22 protein-coding genes are annotated in these 23,532 nt (G+C 61.2%); 13 read left to right on the top strand and 9 right to left on the bottom strand.

Annotation, left to right across the window (positions count from 1 at the left end; genetic code table 11):
* Positions 1 to 13 precede the first annotated feature (13 nt).
* A complete protein-coding gene (locus tag AD670_RS15480; protein WP_053133892.1) occupies positions 14 to 514 on the bottom strand; it encodes a DUF4822 domain-containing protein in 501 nt (166 codons plus the stop codon).
* Positions 515 to 956: 442 nt separating this feature from the next.
* Here AD670_RS15480 and AD670_RS15475 point away from each other — a divergent pair, with 442 nt between their 5' ends.
* Together AD670_RS15475 and AD670_RS15470 are read left to right on the top strand one after the other, a co-directional pair.
* Positions 957 to 2,234, top strand: a complete 1,278-nt coding sequence (locus tag AD670_RS15475) for a serine/threonine transporter (protein ID WP_053133890.1) — start codon at positions 957 to 959, stop codon at positions 2,232 to 2,234.
* Between the two features lie 144 nt (positions 2,235 to 2,378).
* Entirely contained in the window at positions 2,379 to 4,028 is a 1,650-nt protein-coding gene (locus tag AD670_RS15470) for a SulP family inorganic anion transporter (protein ID WP_053133887.1), read from the top strand.
* A gap of 125 nt (positions 4,029 to 4,153) precedes the next feature.
* Here the strand turns inward: AD670_RS15470 and acnB are convergent, their stop codons facing one another.
* Positions 4,154 to 6,763: a bifunctional aconitate hydratase 2/2-methylisocitrate dehydratase gene (acnB, locus tag AD670_RS15465; RefSeq protein WP_053133884.1), complete on the bottom strand. Its 2,610-nt coding sequence runs from the start codon at positions 6,761 to 6,763 to the stop codon at positions 4,154 to 4,156.
* Between the two features lie 395 nt (positions 6,764 to 7,158).
* On the opposite strand from acnB, the gene AD670_RS15460 reads away from it, so the two are divergent.
* On the top strand, positions 7,159 to 7,629 hold the full coding sequence (locus AD670_RS15460) for a DUF1289 domain-containing protein (protein ID WP_053133881.1): 471 nt from the start codon (positions 7,159 to 7,161) through the stop codon (positions 7,627 to 7,629).
* Between the two features lie 88 nt (positions 7,630 to 7,717).
* Here the strand turns inward: AD670_RS15460 and AD670_RS15455 are convergent, their stop codons facing one another.
* Positions 7,718 to 8,581 (bottom strand): universal stress protein, encoded by an 864-nt coding sequence (locus AD670_RS15455; protein ID WP_053133878.1) that lies wholly within the window; start codon positions 8,579 to 8,581, stop codon positions 7,718 to 7,720.
* A 148-nt stretch (positions 8,582 to 8,729) separates the two neighbouring features.
* On the opposite strand from AD670_RS15455, the gene AD670_RS15450 reads away from it, so the two are divergent.
* Positions 8,730 to 9,332, top strand: coding sequence for a tRNA-(ms[2]io[6]A)-hydroxylase (locus tag AD670_RS15450; protein ID WP_053133873.1), 603 nt, complete (start codon positions 8,730 to 8,732; stop codon positions 9,330 to 9,332).
* Here the strand turns inward: AD670_RS15450 and AD670_RS15445 are convergent.
* Positions 9,288 to 10,487, bottom strand: coding sequence for an MFS transporter (locus AD670_RS15445; RefSeq protein ID WP_053133870.1), 1,200 nt, complete (start codon positions 10,485 to 10,487; stop codon positions 9,288 to 9,290). The genes AD670_RS15450 and AD670_RS15445 overlap by 45 nt on opposite strands.
* A 157-nt stretch (positions 10,488 to 10,644) precedes the next feature.
* Between AD670_RS15445 and AD670_RS15440 the strand changes: the two genes are divergently transcribed.
* Together AD670_RS15440 and AD670_RS15435 are read left to right on the top strand one after the other, a co-directional pair.
* Positions 10,645 to 11,352: a winged helix-turn-helix domain-containing protein gene (locus AD670_RS15440; RefSeq protein WP_053133867.1), complete on the top strand. Its 708-nt coding sequence runs from the start codon at positions 10,645 to 10,647 to the stop codon at positions 11,350 to 11,352.
* Entirely contained in the window at positions 11,353 to 12,630 is a 1,278-nt protein-coding gene (locus AD670_RS15435) for a HAMP domain-containing histidine kinase (RefSeq protein WP_053133864.1), read from the top strand.
* A 155-nt stretch (positions 12,631 to 12,785) separates the two neighbouring features.
* Here AD670_RS15435 and ampC read toward each other — a convergent pair whose 3' ends face one another.
* Positions 12,786 to 13,940, bottom strand: a complete 1,155-nt coding sequence (gene ampC / locus AD670_RS15430; protein WP_053133861.1) for a class C beta-lactamase — start codon at positions 13,938 to 13,940, stop codon at positions 12,786 to 12,788.
* Positions 13,941 to 14,067: 127 nt separating this feature from the next.
* Here ampC and AD670_RS15425 point away from each other — a divergent pair, with 127 nt between their 5' ends.
* Together AD670_RS15425 and AD670_RS15420 are read left to right on the top strand one after the other, a co-directional pair.
* Positions 14,068 to 14,946 carry a LysR family transcriptional regulator gene (locus AD670_RS15425; RefSeq protein ID WP_053133858.1) on the top strand — a complete coding sequence of 293 codons (879 nt, stop codon included), beginning with the start codon at positions 14,068 to 14,070 and terminating at the stop codon, positions 14,944 to 14,946.
* A gap of 74 nt (positions 14,947 to 15,020) precedes the next feature.
* Entirely contained in the window at positions 15,021 to 16,205 is a 1,185-nt protein-coding gene (locus AD670_RS15420) for a DUF2252 family protein (protein WP_053133855.1), read from the top strand.
* A gap of 62 nt (positions 16,206 to 16,267) precedes the next feature.
* Here the strand turns inward: AD670_RS15420 and yghX are convergent, their stop codons facing one another.
* Both yghX and AD670_RS15410 read right to left on the bottom strand, forming a co-directional pair.
* The gene (yghX, locus tag AD670_RS15415; RefSeq protein ID WP_053133852.1) at positions 16,268 to 17,155 is read right to left on the bottom strand and encodes a YghX family hydrolase; all 888 of its coding nucleotides are present in this window, start codon (positions 17,153 to 17,155) and stop codon (positions 16,268 to 16,270) included.
* A gap of 44 nt (positions 17,156 to 17,199) precedes the next feature.
* Positions 17,200 to 17,694, bottom strand: a complete 495-nt coding sequence (locus AD670_RS15410; RefSeq protein ID WP_053133850.1) for a PaaI family thioesterase — start codon at positions 17,692 to 17,694, stop codon at positions 17,200 to 17,202.
* A gap of 87 nt (positions 17,695 to 17,781) precedes the next feature.
* Here AD670_RS15410 and AD670_RS15405 point away from each other — a divergent pair, with 87 nt between their 5' ends.
* Positions 17,782 to 18,339 (top strand): YceI family protein, encoded by a 558-nt coding sequence (locus AD670_RS15405; protein ID WP_053133847.1) that lies wholly within the window; start codon positions 17,782 to 17,784, stop codon positions 18,337 to 18,339.
* On the opposite strand, the gene AD670_RS15400 is transcribed toward AD670_RS15405, so the two are convergent.
* The gene (locus AD670_RS15400; RefSeq protein WP_053133844.1) at positions 18,336 to 19,226 is read right to left on the bottom strand and encodes a DMT family transporter; all 891 of its coding nucleotides are present in this window, start codon (positions 19,224 to 19,226) and stop codon (positions 18,336 to 18,338) included. The two genes, AD670_RS15405 and AD670_RS15400, sit on opposite strands and share 4 nt — an antisense overlap.
* A gap of 89 nt (positions 19,227 to 19,315) precedes the next feature.
* On the opposite strand from AD670_RS15400, the gene AD670_RS15395 reads away from it, so the two are divergent.
* The gene (locus AD670_RS15395; protein WP_053133841.1) at positions 19,316 to 20,641 is read left to right on the top strand and encodes a PLP-dependent aminotransferase family protein; all 1,326 of its coding nucleotides are present in this window, start codon (positions 19,316 to 19,318) and stop codon (positions 20,639 to 20,641) included.
* A 22-nt stretch (positions 20,642 to 20,663) separates the two neighbouring features.
* Here the strand turns inward: AD670_RS15395 and AD670_RS15390 are convergent, their stop codons facing one another.
* Positions 20,664 to 21,092 carry a nuclear transport factor 2 family protein gene (locus AD670_RS15390; RefSeq protein ID WP_024075865.1) on the bottom strand — a complete coding sequence of 143 codons (429 nt, stop codon included), beginning with the start codon at positions 21,090 to 21,092 and terminating at the stop codon, positions 20,664 to 20,666.
* A gap of 246 nt (positions 21,093 to 21,338) precedes the next feature.
* Here AD670_RS15390 and AD670_RS15385 point away from each other — a divergent pair, with 246 nt between their 5' ends.
* The 3 genes from AD670_RS15385 to AD670_RS15375 are packed head-to-tail and all read left to right on the top strand — an operon-like array spanning position 21,339 to position 22,761.
* Positions 21,339 to 21,557, top strand: coding sequence for a DUF6434 domain-containing protein (locus tag AD670_RS15385; protein ID WP_053133838.1), 219 nt, complete (start codon positions 21,339 to 21,341; stop codon positions 21,555 to 21,557).
* The gene (locus AD670_RS15380; protein ID WP_053133835.1) at positions 21,554 to 22,024 is read left to right on the top strand and encodes a RidA family protein; all 471 of its coding nucleotides are present in this window, start codon (positions 21,554 to 21,556) and stop codon (positions 22,022 to 22,024) included. The genes AD670_RS15385 and AD670_RS15380 overlap by 4 nt, the downstream gene beginning before the upstream one ends.
* Positions 22,024 to 22,761: a CPBP family intramembrane glutamic endopeptidase gene (locus AD670_RS15375; RefSeq protein WP_053133833.1), complete on the top strand. Its 738-nt coding sequence runs from the start codon at positions 22,024 to 22,026 to the stop codon at positions 22,759 to 22,761. The genes AD670_RS15380 and AD670_RS15375 overlap by 1 nt, the downstream gene beginning before the upstream one ends.
* Positions 22,762 to 23,532 lie beyond the last annotated feature (771 nt).

Here is a 23,532-nt window from a genome sequence, read left to right as displayed (position 1 = left end):
CATTGATGTTTAATTAGTTCGACATGACTGTCTTTATGGGGCCGGTGTAGGGGGCGTGTACCACATAAATTCGAACGGGCGGGTTAGTGCTGACCATGTCGCGCGGCACTTCGCGGGAATAGGTGAATTCGCTGCTGTCGAGTTTTTCGAGCCGTCTGACAATGGTTTTGGTCGGGCCAACGTCAGGAACCAGGATATGGGTCTTCTTATCGCCGGTGACCAGGAAGTAACCGCCGCCGCCATCGGCGTGCTTCGAGCGACCGGTATCGGTGTAGAAGAACTCATAGCGATTGCGCTGCGGGTCCCACATCGAGATGCCTACCACGCCGGGGTAGCTGGCCTTGACGTCGGTGTCCGGCTCGCCTTCGATATAAACCTTGGTGGTCAGCCATTGAGGCGAGGAGGCCAGTGCGTGAACGTCAGGTTCAGGCACCGCTTGATTGGCGTAACTTTCGGACGAGCAGAGTAGGCCCGTGATTAACAATCCAGCAAAAACAACAGTGAGTCTTCGCATATTGGAATCCTTGTTATTTTAAATAAGCATGTTGTTCTTCGATTGGAGCGGGGCGATGTTAGTTTGGTTTTTGGCGCTTGCTCAATGGCTGTGTAGGGTTGTGTAACAATTGCAAGGGCGTTGTGATTAAACTTTTAATTAGATACAGGAAGTCTCTGGTTTTTCTGTAGGCGACTTCTCTAAAAGTATGGGAAGTGTATTGATTAGAGTCCCAGCGCGCGCTCGTCAACGCAGCTCGGCAGCCACTCGAAAAACCAGCCGCAGCTCCCCGAAACCACCGCCCAGGGCCGCGCTTGAGCGACTGCACCGCATAACCGTTCTTCAGCTAAGTCTTTGCTTATTCAAGAGAATCCCGGACAATCCGGCCCCTTCTATGGTCGGGGCGCTGCCTGTCAGGTTTTTCTGACTCGTCCCGGCCGTGTAAATGCGGAGATCCGACCGGATGAATGATCAGGCCAATAGCGTCGACGAACGCTATGCAACGACACCTGCAACCCTCACAAGCTGGAGCCGCCAGGACACCACCTGGATGCTTGGCCTGTTCGGCACCGCCATTGGCGCCGGTACCTTGTTCCTGCCGATCAACGCCGGCCTGGGCGGCTTCTGGCCCTTGGTGATCCTGGCGGTGCTGGCGTTCCCGATGACGTTCTTTGCCCACCGAGGCCTGACCCGTTTCGTACTCTCTGGTCGTGCGGGTTCCGACATCACCGACGTGGTCGAAGAACATTTCGGCGTCAAGGCCGGTGCGTTGATTACGCTGCTGTACTTCTTCGCGATCTTCCCGATCCTGCTGATCTACAGCGTGGCCCTGACCAACACGGTCAGCAGTTTCATGGAGCACCAACTGCACATCATGCCGCCACCGCGCGCGCTGTTGGCATTTGTGCTGATCCTCGGCCTGCTGGCGGTGGTGCGTTGCGGTGAGCAGGTGATCGTCAAGGCCATGAGCCTGATGGTGTACCCGTTTATCGTCGCCTTGCTGTTCCTCGCGGTGTACCTGATCCCGCATTGGAACGGTGGCATCCTCAGCACTGCGAGTGTGGTCCCGGCGCCTTCGGCCCTGCTCAATACCCTATGGCTGGCGATTCCGGTGATGGTGTTCTCGTTCAACCACTCGCCGATCATCTCGGCGTTTGCGGTCGACCAGAAGCGCCAGTACGGCGAGCACGCCGATGAGCGCAGTTCGCAGATCCTGTCCCGCGCGCACCTGTTGATGGTGGTGATGGTGCTGTTCTTCGTGTTCAGTTGCGTGCTGACCCTGTCGCCGGCGCAGTTGGCTGAAGCTAAACAGCAGAACCTGTCGATCCTGTCGTACCTGGCCAACCACTTCAACAACCCGACCATCGCGTTTGCCGCGCCGTTGATCGCGTTCGTGGCGATTGCCAAGTCGTTCCTGGGCCACTACATCGGCGCCAGCGAAGGCCTTAAGGGCCTGGTGCTCAAAAGCGGTCGCCGCCCGGCCGCCAAGACTCTCGACCGTATGACCGCCGCCTTCATGCTGGTGGTGTGCTGGATCGTTGCCACGCTGAACCCGAGCATCCTCGGCATGATCGAGACCCTGGGCGGGCCGATCATTGCATCGATCCTGTTCCTGATGCCGATGTACGCGATCCGCAAGGTGCCGGCCATGGCCAAGTACCGTGGGCAAGCGTCCAACGTGTTTGTCACGGCGGTGGGCCTGGTGGCGATTACTGCATTGATTTACTCGCTGATGTCCTGACACCGGGGCGTACGCAAACAGGCCGATTCGTGCACAGCACGAATCGGCTTTTTTTTGCCTGCGCAAAACCTGACGCGGCGCAACCACCGTCGGGCAATGAGGGCTAAGCTTACGCACGCTTTTTGCCAGGATGGGTTGGGCCGATTGAAGACTGAAACCGATGCACCCGTTGCCGTACCGTCGAATCGTATCCAGGACCTGCTGGCGGGTTTATCCATCGCCGGGTTGCTGCTGCCGGAGGCCGTGGCCTATTCCAGTATTGCCGCGCTGCCGCCCCAGGCCGGGGTGATCGCCTTGTTTGCCGGGCTGGTGTGCTACGGCCTGTTCGGCACCAGCCGTTTTGCGATTGTTTCGGCTACCTCGTCGTCGGCAGCGGTGTTGGCGGCCGCCACGGCGAGCCTGGCAGGGGATGATCCGGCATTGAGGCTGTCCCTGGCCTTCGGCTTGGTGTTGCTGACCGGGGTGTTTTTCCTGTTGGCCGGGCTGTTCAAGCTTGGCGGCGTCACCTCGTTTATCGCCAAGCCGGTGTTACGGGGCTTCGCCTTCGGTCTGGCGTTGACCATCATCCTCAAGCAGTTGGCCAGTGTAGTGGGCGTACACCTGAGCGATAACAACCTGATCCGTTTTCTGCCGCAGTTGTTGGAGCAGCTACCGCGCTGGAACTGGCCTGCCGCACTGGTGGCGGCGTTGGCGTTGCTGGTGTTGTGGCTGTGCGCACGCCTGCCGCGCGTGCCTGGTGGGCTGGTGGTCGTGGTGCTCGGCATCGCTGCGGGGCAGTACCTGGACCTGCAGGCCTATGGCGTGGCGCAGATCGGCATGATCGACCTGCGCCTGGAGTTGGGGCATTTGCCGGTGCTGCCGTTTGCCGACTGGCTGCGCCTTGGGGAATTGGCGTTTGCGCTGGTGATGATCCTGTACGCGGAGTCCTACGGCTCTATCAGTTCGTTCGCGCTCAAGCATGGCGACCGCGTGTCATCCAACCGGGATCTGCTTGCGCTGGGCGCGGCCAACCTGGTTTCCGGGCTGTTCCACGGCATGCCGGCCGGGGCGGGTTATTCGGCGACGTCGGCCAACGAGGCGGCCGGCGCTTATTCGCGTCTGGCGGGGATTGTCGCGGCGCTGGTGATCCTGCTGATCGTGCTGACGGTGTTGCCCTATGTCGCGCTCACGCCCGAGCCAGTGCTGGCGGCTGTGGTCATCTATGCCCTGGGGCGCGGCTTGAGCTTGCAGCCCCTCGGGCGTTATTTCCTGTGGCGGCGTGATCGCGTGCTGGTGATCTGCGCGGTGGCGGCGGTACTGGTGCTGGGTGTGCTGGATGGCTTGCTGGTGGCGGTGGGGATCAGTGTGGTGTTGATGCTGCGCCAGATGTCGTCAGCCGACATTCAAGTGCTGGGGCGCCTGGGTGACAGCCATGACTTTGTCGACCGTCAGCACCATGCCGATGCCCTGGCCGTGCCTGGAGTCTTGATCGTACGGCCCAGCGAGGCGCTGTTTTTTGCGAATGCCGAGCGCATCCTCGGCGCCGCCTTACGCCTGATGCGGCAGTCACAGGTAGAGGTGGTGGTGTTGAGCCTGGAAGAATCGCCGGACCTCGACGGCACCAGTATCGAAGCGCTGGCGGCGTTTTTTGCCCAGGTACGTGGGGAGGGCAAGCGCTTGGTGCTGGCCCGCGTCCGGCATGAGGCTCGTGAGGTGTTGCAGGGCTTGCCTGAGGCATTGGCGCCCCATGTATTGCTCAGTGGCCTGAGCGTCGATGGCGCGGTGCAGCTGGCGCTTGAGGTAGGAAAAGCGTGAGGAAGGGGGCTTATGCGATGGCGGTGGGTCAGTGACAGATGGATCAACTGAATGTGTTGGTATTCCAGGCATAAAAAAACGCCGCGTACCTTGCGATACGCGGCGTCCTTCACATCAACACACCGTTAAGCTTGAATCACCGGGATGTTGGCGCTTGCTGCGATTTTGCGGAACTCGGCGATCTGGTCGAAGTTCAGGTAGCGGTAGACGTCACTGGCCATGGTGTCCAGTTTCGCTGCGTAGCCCATGTACTCTTCGACGGTCGGCAGGCGACCCAGGGTGGAGGCGACTGCCGCCAGCTCAGCCGAAGCCAGGTAAACGTTCGCGCCATCACCCAGACGGTTCGGGAAGTTACGGGTAGACGTCGATACAACCGTCGAGTTCGGCTCTACCCGTGCCTGGTTACCCATGCACAGCGAGCAGCCCGGCATTTCCATGCGCGCGCCAGCCTTGCCGTAGATGCCGTAGTAGCCTTCTTCGGTGAGCTGGTGAGCGTCCATCTTGGTCGGCGGCGACAGCCACAGACGGGTTGGCAGCTGACCCTTGACCTGCTCCAGCAGCTTACCGGCAGCGCGGAAGTGACCGATGTTGGTCATGCACGAACCGATGAACACTTCGTCGATCTTCTCACCGGCAACGCTGGACAACAGACGAGCGTCGTCCGGGTCGTTCGGTGCGCAGAGGATCGGCTCGTTGATTTCGGCCAGGTCGATCTCGATGATTTCGGCGTATTCCGCGTCGGCATCGGCTTCCATCAGTTCCGGGTTGGCTACCCAGGCTTCCATCGCTTGGGCGCGACGTTCCAGGGTACGTGCATCGCCGTAGCCTTCGCCGATCATCCAGCGCAGCAGGGTGATGTTGGAGTTCAGGTACTCGGTGACGGATTCTTTCGACAGCTTGATGGTGCAACCGGCAGCCGAACGTTCAGCCGAGGCGTCGGACAGCTCGAAAGCCTGCTCCAGCGTCAGGTCGTTCAAGCCTTCGATTTCCAGGATGCGGCCGGAGAAGGCGTTTTTCTTGCCTTTCTTCTCTACGGTCAGCAGGCCAGCCTGGATCGCGTAGTAAGGAATGGCATGAACCAGGTCACGCAGGGTGATGCCAGGTTTCATTTTGCCTTTGAAGCGCACCAGGATCGATTCCGGCATGTCCAGAGGCATCACGCCAGTGGCTGCGGCGAACGCTACCAGACCGGAACCGGCCGGGAACGAGATGCCCATCGGGAAACGGGTGTGGGAGTCACCACCGGTGCCGACGGTATCCGGCAGCAGCATGCGGTTCAGCCAGCTGTGGATGATGCCGTCGCCTGGACGCAGCGATACACCGCCACGGGTCATGATGAAGTCAGGCAGGGTGTGGTGGGTGGTCACGTCGATCGGCTTTGGATAGGCCGCGGTGTGGCAGAAGGACTGCATCACCAGATCGGTCGAGAAGCCCAGGCACGCCAGGTCTTTCAGTTCGTCACGGGTCATCGGACCGGTGGTGTCCTGGGAACCCACGGTGGTCATCTTCGGTTCGCAGTACGTACCTGGACGAACGCCTTTGCCTTCCGGCAGGCCGCACGCCTTGCCGACCATTTTCTGGGCCAGGGTGAAACCCTTGCCAGTGTCGACCGGTGCTTCAGGCAGCTTGAACAGGTCGGTAGGACCCAGACCCAGCTCGGCGCGCGCCTTGTCGGTCAGGCCACGGCCGATGATCAGCGGGATACGGCCGCCGGCGCGAACTTCGTCCAACAGGACCGGAGTCTTCATTTCGAAGGTGGTCAGGACTTCGTCGGTACCGTGCTTGCAGACTTTGCCAGCATGAGGGTACAGGTCGATCACGTCGCCCATGTTCATGTTGGTGACGTCGAACTCGATTGGCAGTGCGCCGGCATCTTCCATGGTGTTGTAGAAGATTGGAGCGATCTTGCTGCCGAAGCAGAAGCCGCCAGCGCGCTTGTTCGGCACGTAAGGAACGTCGTCGCCGAAGAACCACAGTACCGAGTTGGTAGCGGATTTACGCGACGAACCGGTACCGACCACGTCACCGACGTAGGCGATAGGGAAGCCTTGGCCGCGCATTTCTTCGATCTGCTTCATCGGACCGGTCTTGCCTTGCTCGTCCGGTACGATGCCTTCGCGTGCCATTTTCAGCATGGCCAGGGCGTGCAGCGGGATATCAGGGCGGGACCAGGCGTCCGGGGCAGGGGACAGGTCGTCGGTGTTGGTTTCGCCGGTGACCTTGAACACGCGCAGGCTGATCTTGTCGGCCAGGGTAGGGCGGTTGCGGAACCACTCGCCGTCAGCCCAGGACTGGATCACGGCTTTGGCGTGGTCGTTGCCGTTGCGGGCTTTTTCGGCGACGTCGTGGAACGCGTCGAACATCAGCAGGGTGTGCTTGAGTTGGGCGGCCGCGACAGGCGCCAGCTCGGCGTCGTCCAGCAGCTCGACCAAAGTCACGATGTTGTAGCCGCCTTGCATGGTGCCGAGCAGTTCAACAGCGCGTTTCTTGTCGATCAGGGGGGAAGTGGCTTCGCCCTTGGCCAGGGCAGACAGGAAACCGGCCTTGACGTAGGCAGCTTCGTCAACGCCTGGTGGAATGCGGTTGGTGATCAGGTCAACGAGGAATTCTTCTTCGCCAGCCGGGGGATTTTTCAGCAGCTCGACCAGGCCTGCGGTTTGTTCGGCGTTAAGCGGCTGGGGAACGATACCCAGTGCTGCGCGCTCTTCGATATGTTTGCGGTAGGCTTCAAGCACAGTTATTACCCTCATCAGTGGTCCCACGGGACGCTCATCCAGAAATGAACGGCACGCATGCGCTCGGGGGCTTTTTGGGCCGCAAAGCCAGCGCTGCCGGCATTCCTCACAGAAGCTGCTTTCAAAGTTTTACGCCTGCAGAACGGAGCTGATGAGGGTTGGCGCGGGTCCTGACCTACCGGGTCGAACCTGCGCCAACACCGTTCTGAAGGAACGACTGTGCTCGTGACGCTTTGAAAACAGCTTCCAGCGGATTGTTGGCGCCTTACAAGGCCGGGTGATTCTACGGCAAAAAATTTCTAAAGGTAAGTTGCCTCACCAAGTTTGCTGGGTGATCAACCTTAGACAAAGGGCTAACATGGCGCACTGTTTCGCTGATTTGCGTGTTGTCGCCCATGTCCAACCAAACCATCAAGACCCCCTGCGTAGGCCTGTGCTCCACGGTTTACGGCGATCTCGTGTGCCGTGGCTGCAAGCGGTTTCACCACGAAGTTATCCAGTGGAACGGCTATAACGAAGAAGAAAAACGCGCGGTATGGCTGCGGTTGGAGCAGCTTTTGGTGCAAGTGATGGCCGGCAAGCTGGAGGTTTTCGATCCCAAGACCCTGCGCGGTCAGTTGGAGCAGCGCAAGATCCGCTTCGTGCCGCACCAGTCCGAGTACTGCTGGGCGTACCAGTTGATTGCCCGCGGAGCGCGGGTGATCAATAACCTGGAAGCGTACGGCATGGTGCTGTTGCCGGAGTTTCGCGACTGGGCCTTGCCGGAACTGCGCGACGCCATCGACCGTGAGTTCTTTATCCTGTCCGAGGCGCATTACCAGCGCTATATCGCCCCGGGGTTCCTTAAAGACGCGCTGGCTGACTGACAACACACATCCAAATTCGGGAGGGGCGGTGCGACGATTCGACTTGCCCCCTCCCGCAGGTTGATCTTCATTGTTTGAAGAATCGGTGTCAGGCCTTGGTCGCCAGTTCTTGCAGGTGATCCATCAAGGTCTGCGGCTTGAGTACCAGCACATCACTTTCCAGCGCATCCAGTATCACCTCCGCCGTATTGCCGATCAGCGCCCCGGAAATGCCGGTGCGTGCAACGGTGCCGATGATGGTCACGGCCGCCTGCCATTTATGCGCCGCAAAAGGAATCAGCACATCCGCCGGGCCTTCCTCGATATGCAGGTGCGCGTCATCCACGTCGAATTCCGCCTGGAACGCCTTGCACTGCTCGCGATAGCGCGCTTCGATGGTTTCCTTGAGTTGAAACGTCGGATCCGCCGCCGACAACATCGGCGACGGGTGGGCGCTGATCACATGCAACTGCGCCTTCGCCAGGCTGGCGATATCAAAGCCGTGATCGATGATCGAATTATGCAGCGAGCGGTGCTCGGCATCGGTATTGCCCACATCAATCGCCGCCAGAATCACTCTCTCCGCCCAAGGGGTGGACGTCTTGACCAGCAACACCGCCGTCGGGCAGTAGCGCAACAGCTTCCAATCCGCCGGCGTCAGCAGCGCTTTTTTCAGCGGGCTGTCGGGAAAGTGCTGCTTGATCACCAGCCCGCAACCTTCGGCCTGCTGCACGTCGATAATGGTTTCATGCAGGCTTTCATTCCACGCTTGCTCGGTGCTGACGCTGTAACCGTCCTCCTGCAAGCCGGACTTGAGCAGGCTCAACAGCGCCGAGTGCTCATGTTTCTTGTCGCAGACCAGCAAGTGCAGATGCGCGTCGGTAACCCCGGCGATCAGCTTGGCGCGCTTGAGGGCCAGGCTTTCCGAATGCTCGGGCTCGATGACCACCAGGATGCTGCGAATGGCTTGCATGATCGGATCTCCAAAAAGGTGGGCGTGGAACAACTATAGTTGCTGCCCGCCAGACGTCATGTTGATGCACATCAAGGCCGGTGGCTGGTGGTCTGCGGCGCGGTCGGTATAATCGGCGGCCTTTTCTGAGCCTTTGCCCGTGAGCCCGATGAACCTGCCCGAAATCCACGAATTCCTCGGTTGCCCCACCCCCGACGCCTGGGTGCAGGCCGCATTGGCCGATCAGGACACCCTGCTGATCGACCACAAGAACTGCGAATTCAAAGCGGCCAGCACCGCCCTGAGCCTGATCGCCAAGTACCACGGCCACGTTGACCTGATCAATATGATGTCGCGCCTGGCCCGGGAAGAACTGGTGCACCACGAGCAGGTCATGCGCCTGATGAAAAAGCGCAAGGTTGAACTGCGCCAACTGCACGCCGGGCGTTATGCCTCGGGTTTGCGCAAGGTGGTGCGCAGCCACGAGCCGGTCAAGCTGGTGGATACCTTGGTGGTCGGCGCCTTTATCGAAGCGCGCAGTTGCGAGCGTTTCGAAGCACTTGTGCCGCATTTGGACGAAGAACTCGGCAAGTTCTACTTCGGCTTGCTGAAAAGCGAGGCGCGGCACTTTCAGGGTTACCTGAAACTGGCCTACCAGTACGGCGACGCCAAGGACATTGCCCAGGTGATCAAGCGGGTGAGGGCGGCCGAGCAGGAGCTGATCGAATCACCCGACATCGAGTTCCGCTTTCACAGTGGCGTGCCAGCCTGAGGCCACGGCCACGCCGATCAAGGCGCTGACCCCGGTCAGTAGCAGGATCACCGTCTGCGTGCCCAAGGGCGCCGCCAGCACTGCAATCACCAGGCCCGCCAGCGGCTGGGCCAGGTTGTTGAGCAAGGTGATCACGCCTACGGTCTTGCCGAAGTCCTGCACCGGAATGACCCGCTGACGGGTACTGCGCAGGTAAACGTTGAACATCTTGTCGAAGCCGGTGACCAGCAGGAATCCCAAGGTGTACGCCCACAGGCTGGGACTGACCGCCATGACCAACGCCCCGGCGCCGATCATCGAGTAAGACAGCCCGCCCAGCACTTTCAAGGGCAACGTGGCGCGCGCCAGGTAAAACAGAATCGCGATGGTCACCCCCGCGCCGGCCGCCTGCAGCAGGGCATAGGTGTCCTTGTCGGCAGCGTAGAGGCCGGTGACCATGGCCGCGGACGTGGCCAGCGTCACGCCGATGATCAGGTTCACACCGACCGCCAGGGTAATGATCCGCTTCAGGTCCGCCAGGTTGCGGATATGCCCGAATGCGATGCGCAGCGGTTGCAGCCAGATATCCCGGTGCTGCTGATGGGTTTCCAGGCTTGCCGTGGTTTTGCGCTGCCAGGCCAGCATCGCCAGGTCCGCCAGCACAAACAGCCCGGCAATCCCCAGCACCACCCAATGCCAGGCCCACACCCCCAGCATCAGCGCGGCCACCAGCGGCCCCAGCACCAGGCCGCTCTGGTCGGCGATCTGCGAGTAGGAGAGGGTCTTGGCATAGCTGTACTGCGGGAAGACATGCGGCATCAACACTTCGCGGGCCATGATGCCCTGGGTCGTCAGCACCCCGCACAACGCCGACAGCAGCACCAGCCAGTAGATGCCGTCGAACACCCCATACAATGCCACCGCCACCACACAGGCCAACGCCCGGTAAACCTGGCTGATATGCAGGATGCGCACCGGCGAATACTTGTCGCACAACGCCCCGCACACCGGAAACGCGAGATAGCGCGGCAGTGACTCGACAAAGAAGGCCAGCCCCGCCCAGGACACGCTGTGGGTGGTCTGGAACACGATCAGTGGCACGATAAACAACAGAATCTGATCCGCCAGCCGCGACAGGAACAGTGAAACGAAGAACGCCAGGTAATCCTTGCGCATACAACTCCCTGTGAATGGCGTTAAAGAGTGCAGGCTATTTGTTAAAAACTCTTAAAAGCATGAAGCTTCGTCGGCGCCCGCTGGCCAGTTGCTTTAGTTGCCCAGCTTGCCACCTATAATGCCCGCTCTTCAATCCGCGTCTGCACACTGAGAACTTATGGAAAACCTGGGTCTGGGCAAGGTCCTGCTCGTTGAGGACGACGAAAAGCTGGCAGGGCTGATCGCGCATTTTCTGTCACAGCATGGTTTTGAGGTGCGCGTGGTGCACCGCGGCGACGAAGCCCTGGCGGCGTTCCTCGACTTCAAACCCAAGATCGTCGTGCTTGACCTGATGCTGCCGGGCCAAAGCGGCCTGCATGTGTGCCGCGGGATCCGCACGGTGTCCGACACGCCGATTGTGATCCTCACCGCCAAGGAAGACGACCTCGACCACATCCTCGGCCTGGAGTCGGGTGCCGATGACTATGTGATCAAGCCGATCAAACCGCCGGTACTGCTGGCCCGCCTGCGCGCCCTGCAACGTCGCCAGGCGCCGGAGCCAACGGTGCGCGGTGCCCTCGCGTTCGGCCGCTTGGCGATTGACCGCAGTTGCCGGGTGGTCAGCCTGGGAGACGAGCAGATCGACCTCACCACCATGGAGTTCGAACTGCTGTGGTTGCTGGCCAGCAGCGCGGGCAAGATTCTTTCCCGCGACGATATCCTCAACCGCATGCGCGGCATCGCCTTCGACGGCCTTAACCGCAGCGTCGACGTATACATCAGCAAGCTGCGCGGCAAGCTCAATGACAACCCCCGTGAGCCGGTGTGCATCAAGACCATCTGGGGCAAGGGCTATCTGTTCAATCCGTTTGCGTGGGAGGTCTAGATGCTGCGCCTGTTTCTGCGCCTGTATGTGATTCTGGCGATCGGCCTGGCGGCGGCTATCTGGGCGGTCAACTACACGTTTGATGAGCTGATGCCCGAAGCCAATGAAACCTATAACCGCGAAGCCGTGCGTGGCCCGGCATATGGACTGGTAGAGCAGTTGCGGCCCCTGCAGGGGGAGGCGCGTCAGGCCCGGCTGGACGAATTGCAGCCTCATTACGGGCTGCGCCTGAAGCTGGTGCAGAAGGACACCCAGGCCCTCACCGAGCGCGAACGAAAGCTCCTGGACCAGGGCTTGCTGGTGGTGCGCGGCGACTTCATGGAGTTTCTCACGGCCATCGATGGCGGCCCGCAACTGCTGGAAATCAAGCTGCCGGAGGAGCCCAAGTGGTTGTACCTGTGGGCCTATAGTTTTCTCGGGCTGTGCCTGGCCATCGTCCTGTATTTCTGGGTGCGCCCGCACTGGCGCGACCTGGAGCATATCCGCCTGGCCGCGCAACGCTTCGGCGACAACGACCTCGGCTCGCGCATCCTGTTGCCACGCCGCTCCACCGTGCGTGAACTGGCCGGGCACTTCAACCAGATGGCCGAGCGCATCGAAAGCCTGATCGCCAACCAGCGCGAACTGACCAACGCCGTGTCCCATGAACTGCGCACGCCGATTGCGCGTCTGTCATTCGAACTCGACCAGCTCAAGCAACAGGCCGACCCGCGCCAGAGCCGCGAGTTGATCGCCGATATGTACGCCGACCTGGGCGAACTGGAAGAGATGGTCTCCGAACTGCTCACCTACGCCAGCCTGGAGCGCGGCGCCACCCAGGTCACCCGCGAGCGCATTGAGGCCCACAGCTGGCTCGACAGCGTGATCGGCAGCGTCGCGCTGGAGGCAGAGGCGGCCGGTATACAGCTGTCGCTGCGCACCTGCGAGGTCGACTTTATCCAGATCGAACCGCGCTTCATGGCCCGCGCAGTGATCAACCTGCTGCGCAATGCCATCCGTTATGCCGAACGCCGGGTCGAGGTGTCGCTGATCAAGTTCGGCGAAGGTTATGAGGTGCGCGTGTGTGACGACGGCCCCGGCGTACCCGAAGAGGGCCGGGCCAAGATCTTCCAGCCCTTCACACGCCTGGATGCCAGCCGTGATCGCCGTACCGGTGGCTTTGGCCTGGGCCTGGCGCTGGTGCAGCGGGTGTCGCAGTGGCACGGCGGGCAGGTGCAAGTGATGGATTCGGAGTGGGGCGGGGCATCGTTTCGCATGACGTGGGCGTATGCCGAGTAATTCGTTTGAATACTGTAGAGATCAGATGTGGGAGGGGCGTGCCCCCGATAGCGGTGGGTCAGCCAGCTTATCGATAGCTGATCTGCCGCCATCGGGGCATAGGTATGGGCTCAACGATGAACGCCCGGCCCATAGGGCTGTTGTGTTGAGCGGGCTTATTGGTCAATCGCGCTCAAGATCCCATGGGCCAGTTTTACCCGTTCGGCATTCGGGTAGTTCTTGTTTGCCAATATCACCACGCCCAATCCCTTGCTCGGCACATAGGCCACGTAGGCACCAAACCCATTGGTGGAGCCGGTCTTGTTCACCAGCGTGTCGGCGTGAGGCGCCTCGGGCGGGGTCAGCCAGTTGACCGTGTGCGGCTCCATCGCCATTGGCGTGGAGTTGCCGGCAACCAGCGCATCGAGTTGGATGGGGTAGGGGTACATTTCCCAGCCCAGGCCCTGGGTCATGCCGTCCACGCGGTAGTAACCGGTGTGAGTGAGGCTGATTGCCTGCTGCAAGGTTTTATCCAGCTTCGCCGGGTACATGTTCACCTCGACGTACTTGAGCAGATCTGCAGCGCTGGTCTTGATGCCGTAGGCTTCGCTGTCCAGGGCGCCAGGGCTGACGCGCACGGGTTTGCCGTCCTTGCCATAGCCCTGGGCGTACAGGCTCATCTGGCTCTGCGGCACCTTGACGTAGGTGTGCTTGAGCCCGAGTTGGGGCAGCAGGGTTTTCTCCATCAAGCGATCGAACGGCTGCTTCAGGCTCTGCGCCGCCAGGTACCCGAACAACCCCAGGCTCGGGTTGGAATACAGGCGCCGGGTGCCAGGGGCGAAGTCGGGTTGCCAGTGCTGGAAGTAGCTGATCATGCGCTGGCTGTTATCCGCCTGAGCGGGGAACTGCATCGGCAAGCCGCCTGCGGTGTAGGTGCCGAGGTTGAGCACGCTGATGTGATCGAACTTGCCGCCGCCCAGTGCCGGCAGGTAGTGGCTGGCCGGGTCGGAAAGCGTGAGTTTGCCGTTGGCTACCGCGTAACCGGCCAGGGTGGCGGTGAAGGTTTTGCTCACCGAACCGATTTCGAACAAGGTGTTTTCGCTGACCGGCTGTCGGGTGTCGGTGGCCGCGACGCCGTAGTTAAAGTATTGCGCCTTGCCGTCCCGTACCACACCGACCACCAGGCCGTTAATCGACTGCTGCTGCATCAGCGGTTTGACGTTGGCATCCACCACCGCCTGCAGGTCGGTGGCGGCCAGGCAGTTGCCGGCGGCGATAAACACTGAGAGGGCGGTGAAATTACGCACGCCAGACAATAAATGTTGGGGCATGATAACGCTTCCATGAGAATGATCGATTGAATGAAGAGCCTGCGCGGGCGAGGCAAATGTAGGCAGTTTGCCGGCCCCGAACAAACGATGATATCTCGCACCAGCCATTAGAAAATCTGGGGTCAGCATGCTCCGTTCCCATTTGCCCCTCAATGCCCTGCGCGCCTTCGAGGCCTCGGCCCGGCATTTGAGCTTCACCCGCGCGGCCATCGAGTTGTGCGTGACCCAGGCAGCGGTCAGCCATCAAGTCAAAAGCCTGGAAGCCCAACTCAATGTCACTTTGTTCAAGCGCCTGCCGCGCGGCCTGATGCTCACCCGCGAAGGCGAAACCTTGCTGCCGGTGGTGCGTGATTCGTTCGACCGCATTGCCCATACCTTAGGCCAGTTCGAGGGCGGGCATTACCGCGAGGTGCTGACCGTCGGCGCAGTGGGCACCTTCGCGGTGGGCTGGCTGCTGCCGCGCCTCGCGGAGTTTCAGGGCCGCTACCCGTTTATCGACTTGCGCCTGTCCACCCACAACAACCGCGTGGATGTTGCCGCCGAGGGCCTGGATTACGCGATCCGCTTCGGTGCCGGCGCCTGGCACGGCACCGAAGCCATTGAATTGCTTGAAGCGCCGCTCACGGTACTGTGCGTGCCGTCACTCGCCGAGCAGTTGCACACGCCGGCCGACCTGCTGAAACACACGCTATTGCGCTCCTACCGCGTGGATGAGTGGAGCCTGTGGCTTCAGGCCGCCGGGCTGCCCGCCGACACTCTGGTACCGCGCAGCATCGTGTTCGACTCGTCGCTGGCGATGATGGAGGCTGCGCTGCAAGGCAGCGGCGTGGCGCTGGCGCCGGCGATGATGTTCTCGCGGCAACTGGAGAGTGATGTGATTCGCCAGCCCTTCGACATCGGCATCAGCACCGGCAGCTACTGGCTGACGCGCCTGCAGTCGCGGACCGAGACCTCGGCCATGCAGGCCTTCAAGGCGTGGTTGCTGGAGGAGAGTGGGCGTGTCTGAGTTTATTTCTGAAACATAATGAAACATTTGCTCGGGGCCGGCGTTCTACCGCTACACCTGCACTGAGTTATTCCATGAAAATACCGCGCCCCTCCGCTCGCATGCCACACCTCACCCAACTGCGCAATTTGAAGATGGCACGCTCCGCCCACGCGTATGTGCGCGGCAGCACCGTGCAATTCTACGAGTGGCTGCACAGCCAGATGGGCAGGCGTCTGCCGCAAGGTCCGGCGATCTGGATTTGCGGCGACTGCCACGCCGGCAACCTGGGCCCGACTGGCGACAACAAGGGCCGTATCGATATGCATATCCGCGACCTTGACCAGACCGTGATCGGCAACCCGGCCCATGACCTGGTGCGCCTGGCCCTGTCCCTGGCCACCGCCGCGCGCGGTTCAGACCTGCCGGGCGTGACCACCGCGCGCATGCTCGAAGAAATGATGGTGGGCTACGAACAGGCGTTCAAGGACAAGCCCGACGAGGCGCCGCCGCGCCCGTCCCAGGTCAAGGCAGGAATGCGCAGCGCTGTCGAGCGCACCTGGAAAAGCCTGGCCCGTGAACGCATCGACAACGTGCGGCCGACCATCCCGCTGGGCAAGCATTTCTGGTCGCTGTCGCGAGCGGAAAAAGCTGCGCTGGAAACGGTCTGTGCGTCGGATGAAATCCATCAGTTGGTCTCCTCACTCAAAGGCCGCCCCAAGGACGCCAAGGTCGAACTGCTGGACTCGGCTTACTGGGTCAAGGGCTGCAGTTCCCTCGGTCTGTTGCGCTACGCCGTCTTGCTGGGGGTGGGCGACAAAGACGATCAGGAATACTGCCTGATCGACATCAAGGAAGCCGTCGGCGCCGCTGCACCGCGTGCGGCACGGGCGAAGATGCCCCGGGATAACGGCCGCCGGGTGGTGGAGGGCGCCCGCCAACTGTCGCCGGGCCTGGGTGAACGCATGGTAGCGACGCGGTTTTTGGACCATGGTTTCTTCATCCGCGAACTGCTGCCCCAGGACATGAAGCTGGAACTGGACGAACTGAGCGAACTCGATGCCATGCACGCCGCCGGCTACCTGGCGCGCGTGGTCGGTATCGCCCATGCCCGGCAGATGGACCGCGCGACACGCAAGGAGTGGATGGCGGTGCTGCAGGAAAACCGCTCCAGACAGCTGGATGCACCGTCCTGGTTATGGACCAGCGTGGTGCAGTTGGTGGGTAGTCATGAGCAGGGCTACCTCAACCACTGCCGCCGGTATGCCTTGGAACACTGATCTGGAATGTGATGATTTTCCAATGAGGGAGGGGGCAGCCCCCTCCCACATTTGGATTGCGATCAGGCCAGGTATTTGTGGAACCAGCCGAGTGTCCTTTCCCACGCCAGATTCGCCGCTGCCTCGTCATAGCGCGGCGTCGAATCATTGTGGAAGCCATGGTTGGCGCCCTTGTAGATATACGCTTCATAGGTCGTGCCGGCGGCCTTCAGGGCTTTTTCATACGCCGGCCAACCCTCGTTGATCCGCGTATCCAGCTCGCCAAAATGCAGCATGATCGGCGCCTTGATGCGCGGCACGTCCTTGGCTTCCGGCTGGCGCCCGTAGAACGACACCGCCGCGCCCAGTTCCGGATAAGCCACCGCCGCCGCATTGGTCACGCCGCCGCCATAGCAGAAGCCGGTGATGCCGACCTTGCCGGTGCTGCTGTCGTGGTGCATCAGCCATTCGATGGCGGCGAAGAAGTCGTTCATCAGCTTGGTCGGGTCGACTTTCTGTTGCAGTTCCACGCCTTTTTCATCGTTGCCGGGATAGCCGCCCACTGAGGTCAGGCCGTCCGGCGCGAGGGCGATAAACCCGGCTTTGGCCAGGCGTCGGGCGACGTCTTCGATGTAGGGGTTGAGACCTCGGTTTTCGTGGACCACCACCACAGCCGGCAACTTGCCGGCGGCCTTGGCCGGACGCACCAGGTAGCCACGCACCGTGCCGTTGCCCTTGGGCGAGGGATAGGTGATGTAGTCGGCGACGATGTCCGGGTCGGTGAATTTCACCTGTTCGGCCAGGGCATAGTTGGGGCTCAGGGCCGCAAGCAGGGCCGAGGCGGTGAGGCCGCCAAAGGTGAACAGCGCGGCGCGGTCGAGAAATTCGCGGCGGTTGATCTTGCCGTGGGCATAGCCGTCGTAGAGTTCCAGCAGTTCGGGGGCAAAGTCTTTCGCGGTGAGACGAGTCATCGGTTCGGTCCTCGATTAGCGGTGCCAGTCAATGTAGACCAGGATCAGCCTTCACGGCCATGGGCGGCCGCAGCCAGTTCGCGGGTGTCGACGCGCACGAACAGCGAATCGCCGATCGCCGTGAGCACCTCGCCGGCGTACACCTTGCAGACCACGCGGCTTTTGCGCCCCACTTCGCCCTCGACCCGAGCCCGCAGGGTGAGCGGCACGCCCATGGGCGTGGGCTTGATAAATTTGATGCCCAGGTTGCCGGTGACGCAGTCGATGCGCGGCAGGCTGCCGGGTTCGCGCTGTTCGGCACGGTAGTGGTAGGCCATGGCGGTCCAGTTGGAATGGCAGTCCACCAGCATGGCGATCAGGCCGCCGTAGACCAGGTCGGGCCAGCCGCTGTATTTTGCCTCGGGGTGATGTTCGGCGATGAGATGGACACCATCGGCATCCCAGCGGCTCTTGATATGCAAACCATGGGGGTTACTGCCGCCGCAGCCATAGCAGATGCCTTCCGGCGCGGTGATGTCCTGTAGAAAAGGGGTAGGCATGCAACGTCCTTATTGTTGTGAGTGACGAGTCTGTTTAGCAGTACAGGCACCTGATGGGAATACATCCATTTTTTTGCGGAGCGTGGCATGAAGCGTCGAATTCTCACGTTGGCCCTGGTCCTGGGCGTTATCGGCTGCGCCCAGGCGGCGCAGTACACGGATGTCAACCGCACCGCCAGCCAGATCAGTTTTACCTATAAGCAGTTGGGGCAGCGGGTGTATGGCACCTTCGGCGACTTCGAAGGCACGCTGAGCTTTGACACGCAAAAGCCCGAAAGCGGACATGCCTTGCTCAAGATCCAGCTGGCGAGTATCGATGCCGGCAGCCCCGATGCCAACGACGAGCTGCAACGGGCCTCGTGGTTCGATACCGCGACCTATCCGGTGGGCGTGTATGAGTCCACCGCTGTAAAGGCCCTGGGGGATAACCGCTTCAACATCAGCGGCAACCTGACGATCAAGGGCACCACGCGCCCGGTGGCGGTCAACGTAGTGCTCAAGGAGCTGGATGGTATCGGCGTGTTCGACGGTGAGTTCATCCTCAAGCGCGGCGACTTCAAGATCGGCGAAGGTGAGTGGGCCGGCAACAGCGTGGTGTCCAACGACATCAACATCAAGTTCAAGATGGTCGCGCCGCAGCGTTAGCGCGCGAAGCGCTTGGCCCCGGCCACGCAGCCGATCACCGCAACCGTCACCAGCAGCATGCCCAGGCTGACCTGTTCATGCAGCAAGCCCGCTGCCAGCGCCAGGCCGAAGAACGGTTGCAGCAGTTGCAATTGGCCGACGGCAGCAATGCCGCCCTGGGCCAGGCCGCGATACCAGAACACAAAACCGATCAACATGCTGAACAGCGACACATAGCCCAGGCTCAGCCAGGCCGGCAGGCTGATGCCGCTGACGCTTGACGGTGCCAGCGCCAGGCTCAGCGGCACCACCACCGGCAACGCCACCACCAGCGCCCAGCAGATCACCTGCCAGCCGCCCAGGCTGCGCGACAGTTTGGCGCCTTCGGCATACCCCAGGCCGCACACCAGCACCGCCAACAGCATCAGCACGTCACCTGCAGGTGCGGCGCTCAAGCCTTGGGCAAAGGCGTAACCCATCACCAGTAGACTGCCGAGGATCGAGAACAGCCAGAACACCGGGCGCGGGCGCTCGCCGCCGCGCAGCACAGCAAACACGGCGGTCGCCAGCGGCAGCAGGCCGATGAAGACGATGGAGTGTGCGGAGGTCACGTATTGCAGCGCCAGCGCAGTGAGCAGGGGGAAGCCGATCACCACGCCGAGGGCGACGATGGTCAGGGGCGTCCATTGATGGCGCGCGGGGCGTTTTTCCTTGAATAGCCACAGCAAGGCCAGCCCCAGCAGGCCGGCGATGGCGGCGCGGATCATGGTCAGGAACACCGGGTCGAATTCCATCACCGCCAGGCGCGTGGCCGGGAGTGAACCGCTGAAGATCACCACGCCGATAAAGCCATTGATCCAGCCCTGGGTGCGGGTGTCCAGGGAGCGGAGTGGGGACGTAAGTTCCATGAGCGGCGCCCTAAAAGGATGAGTTGCGTAGGGCGCAGCCTAGGGCTGAAGATAAAGACAATCAAAAAATTGTCATGGATACATCGCTTATGCCCCGCGCTCGTTACAAGTCGTTGGTCGATCGCTTCGCCGAGGCCATTCGCTCAGGCAGCATGCCACCCGGTACAAGGCTGCCGACCCACCGCCAGTTGGCCGCCGAGCATGGCCTGGCGTTGGTCACCGCCAGCCGGGTATACACCGAGCTGGAGGCCATGGGCCTGGTCAGTGGCGAGATCGGCCGAGGCACCTTCGTGCGCGAGATCTCGCTGCCGCCGGGGCAGGGCAGCGGGCAGATGAGCGTGGCGGCGGGCATGCTGGATTTGAATTTCAACTACCCCTCATTGCCCAGTCAGGCGGACTTGCTGCGCACGGCCTTGCGCCAATTAGCGCTGTCCGGCGACCTGGACGCGCTGCTGCGTTACCAGCCCCACGCCGGTCGCCTGCATGAGCGAGCCGCCGTTGCGCGGCATCTGTTGAACCGAGGGCTGACGGTCGCGGCCGAACAGGTGTTGGTGGTCAGCGGCGCCCAGCACGGCCTGGCGGTGACGATGATGGCGTTGCTCAAGCCTGGGGATGTAATCGCCGTGGACGCGCTGACCTATTCGGGGTTCAAAGTGCTGGCGGAGACGCTGCACCTGGAGATGGTCGCCCTCCCGGTCACGGCCGATGGTCCGGACCTGGACTACCTGCACAGCCTGTGTCGCAAGCGCCCGGTGCGTGCCGTGTACAGCATGCCGACCCTGCATAATCCGTTGGGCTGGGTGCTGAGCCTGGCGCAGCGGGAGCAGTTGGTGGCGATCGCCCGTCAGCACAACGTGATGATCATCGAGGACGCCGCCTACGCGTTCCTTGCCGACGCTGCGCCGCCGCCCCTGGCGACATTGGCACCGGAGCGCACGGTCTACGTAGGCGGGCTGTCCAAAAGTGTCGCGACCGGTTTGCGTGTGGGCTTTATCGCAGCCCCTCCAGCCTGGGTGCAAGCGCTGGAGCGCAGCATCATGGCCACCACCTGGAACGTGCCGGGGGTGATGAGTGCGATTGCGGTCGCCTGGATCGAAGACGGCACGGTGGCGCAACTTGAAGCGCAGAAACGCCAGGATGCGCGGGCCCGACAGGCCTTGGCGGCGCAGGTGTTGAAGGGGCTGGCGTACATCAGCCATCCGTCTTCGTATTTCTTGTGGTTGCCTTTGGCAGAGGATGTACGCGCCGATCAGGTCGCCATGCTGTTGCAGCGCGAGGGCATCTCGGTGTCCACCGCCGAACCGTTTGCGGTCTCCACGCATGTGCCCCACGCGCTGCGCCTGGCCTTGGGCTCGGTAGACATGCCGGCGCTGCGTGAAGCGTTGTTGACGGTGCGCAAGGTGGTGACGTGGTGAGCCGGGCGGCTCACCGCAGCCATCAGAATTTGAACGCCTGACGACCGATCAGCAGCCAGTGGCCTTTCTGTTTTTGCCAGATCTGGAAGTTCTCGATTTCGGTCGGCACTTCTTTGCCACTGTTCACCGCCAGGGCGGAGAAGTGGTTGCGTACCAGCGCGGTATCGCCACTCAGGGTGATGGTCTGTTTCTGCATTTCCAGGGTCTTGAAGCCGCTGCGGCCGGTCTCGATATCGGCGATGAACTCCTGCTTGTTCTGGATCTTGCCGCTGGAGTGGCCGTAGGTGAGGTTCTCGGCGGTCAGGCTCTGGAGCTGCTTGAGGTCTTTATGCAGCATCGCCTGGGTCAGGTGGTCGACCGCTTGGGCGACGTCTTTGTCGGCGGCAGGGGCGGCGGCCACATACCCGCTGAACAGGCACAGAAAACCGATCAGCACTTTGACGTTTTGCATGGGTGTTTCCTTATTGTTGTTGGGGGCGGACGTGACTCATTGAGTCATCGTACAACCATGCCGTATTTTTCCTGGGGAAGGAAAGTGAAATTTGAAAAATCTTGAAAGGATTGGATTTCAAGGCGTCATAAATATTCGAGCTTCTTGTACGATGTCTCAACACATGGCTTGGCTTAACGCTGATTTCCTGTGTAAGTAGCACATCGCTATGCTATTGCCTCACCCACAGATCCCAGGAAAGACAAAATGGATTTTGACTGGCACAGCGACCCCATCACCCGCGCCACTCCCGTGACCCCACACTATAAAAACACCCAGAATGTCCGCCGTTTCATGCTTGAACACTGTGGGCCGGGGTTCAAGTTCGACCGGCCTTTTATGGCCTGGATTCGCAACGCAACACCCAAGACGATCGGCGACGTGGTGGATGAGTGGCAGCGTCGCAACGAGGACTCCCGAGCATGACACCGGATGAAAAATACCAAGCCGTGCAACAACGCCTCGGCTATCAATTGGATGAATTCAAAGTCGGCGGCAACTACACGCCGCTGGTGCGCGACGGCAACCACCTGTACATCAGCGGGCAGATTCCTCGCGTAGGCGACACGATCATGCTGCCGGGTAAAGTCGGTGACACCTTGACCCTGGCCCAGGCACAAATCGCCGCTGGCATCAGTGCATTGCGCTGCCTGGGCCTGCTCAAGCAAGCGCTCGGCTCCCTGGACCGGATCAAGGCCATCCTGCGGATCACCGTGTATGTGCGCAGCGCCGAGGACTTCGATCAGCAGAGTGAAGTGGCCAACGGCGCCTCGGACCTGTTGCACGAAATCCTCGGCAGTGCCGGGGTGCATACGCGCACGTCAGTGGGGGTGATGCAGTTGCCGAAGTCGGCGGCGGTGGAGATCGACATGATCGCGGTCGCGCACGACTGATGATCAGCCAAGGCATGGTGGTACTGCTCAACTATGGCCTGCACCTGGCGCCGGGTTTGTTGCTGTTTGGCCTGTGGTTCGCGCTGACGCCCAAGTCGCTGCCGGCCATACGCATCCTGATTCTGCTCGCGGCGTTCGTGCTGATGCGCGATGCGATGACGCCCTTGGGCATGTGGGCGCTCAGTGACGAGGTGCAAATCGCCTTTACCGCGAATGCCTTTGTATTGGCAGCGCTGGGTGGCCTGTCGGTGCTGCTGGTCGTAGGGTTATCCCAGGTGGCGCCGGAGTTGTGGCGCCTGGTGCTGTGGACCCGGGGCAACCGCGCCCTGGGCCTGCCGGTGGGGCTTGCGGTCGGTTGCCTGATCGGTGTGCCGTTGCGGCTCTATCAAGGGATAGAGCCGCACGCGATCCCCGGCTACTGGGTGTGGCTGCCGGGTATGGTGGTGTTGGCGTATGGCGCCAATGCGCTGGAGGAAGTGTTGTTTCGCGGGTTTTTGCAGGGCTACCTTGAACAGCAGGTGACACCGCTGCGAGCGGCGCTGATCAGTGGCGTGGCGTTTGCTGCCTGCCATGCCTTCCTGGCCTTGAGCGTGACCCAACTGGGCTGGCCGGTGTTGCTGTTTACCCTGATCGAAGGGCTGGCCTGCGCACTGGTGCGCATGCGTCATGGCGTGTTGGCTGCGACGGCCTGCCATGGCACGGCAATCCTGCTGATTGCCGTGCCCTACATGGCCTGACTTGAAATGCGGTTAGAACTGTGGGAGGGGGCTTGCTCCCGATGGCAGTGGGTCAGCCACAGATGCATCAACTGACACTCCCTCATCGGGAGCAAGCCCCCTCCCACATTTTTTACCGAGTACACCAGCCCAACTCCAGTTGGCTCCAAGGCCGAAAAAGCCAGAGCAAAAGCAGACCGAGATCTACCTGATATATGCAGTTCCAAATGTGGGAGGGGGCTTGCTCCCGATTGCAGTAGTTCAGCCACAGATGTATCAACTGACACTCCCTCATCGGGAGCAAGCCCCCTCCCACATTTAACCGAGTACACCAGTGACAACTCCGGTCGGCTCGAAGACTGCAAAAGCCAGAGCAAAAGCAGACCGAGATCTACCTGATATATGCATTTCCAAATGTGGGAGGGGGCTTGCTCCCGATGGCAGTGGGTTAGCCACAGATGCATCAACTGACACTCCCTCATCGGGAGCAAGCCCCCACACTTAGCCGAGTACACCAGTGACAACTCCGGTCGGCTCGAAGACTGCAAAAGCCAGAGCAAAAGCAGACCGAGATCTACCTGATATATGCAGTTCCAAATGTGGGAGGGGGCTTGCTCCCGATGGCAGTAGTTCAGCCACAGATGCATCAACTGACACTCCCTCATCGGGAGCAAGCCCCCTCCCACACTTAACCGAGTACACCAGTGACAACTCCGGTCGGCTCGAAGACTGCAAAAGCCAGAGCAAAAGCAGACCGAGATCTACCTGATATATGCAGATCCAAATGTGGGA

The organism is Pseudomonas sp. MIACH (assembly GCF_001269925.1).
In the GTDB taxonomy this organism is placed as follows: domain Bacteria; phylum Pseudomonadota; class Gammaproteobacteria; order Pseudomonadales; family Pseudomonadaceae; genus Aquipseudomonas.
The sequence above is the reverse complement of the archived record's forward strand: the minus strand, read 5'-3'. Positions and strand labels throughout refer to the sequence as shown.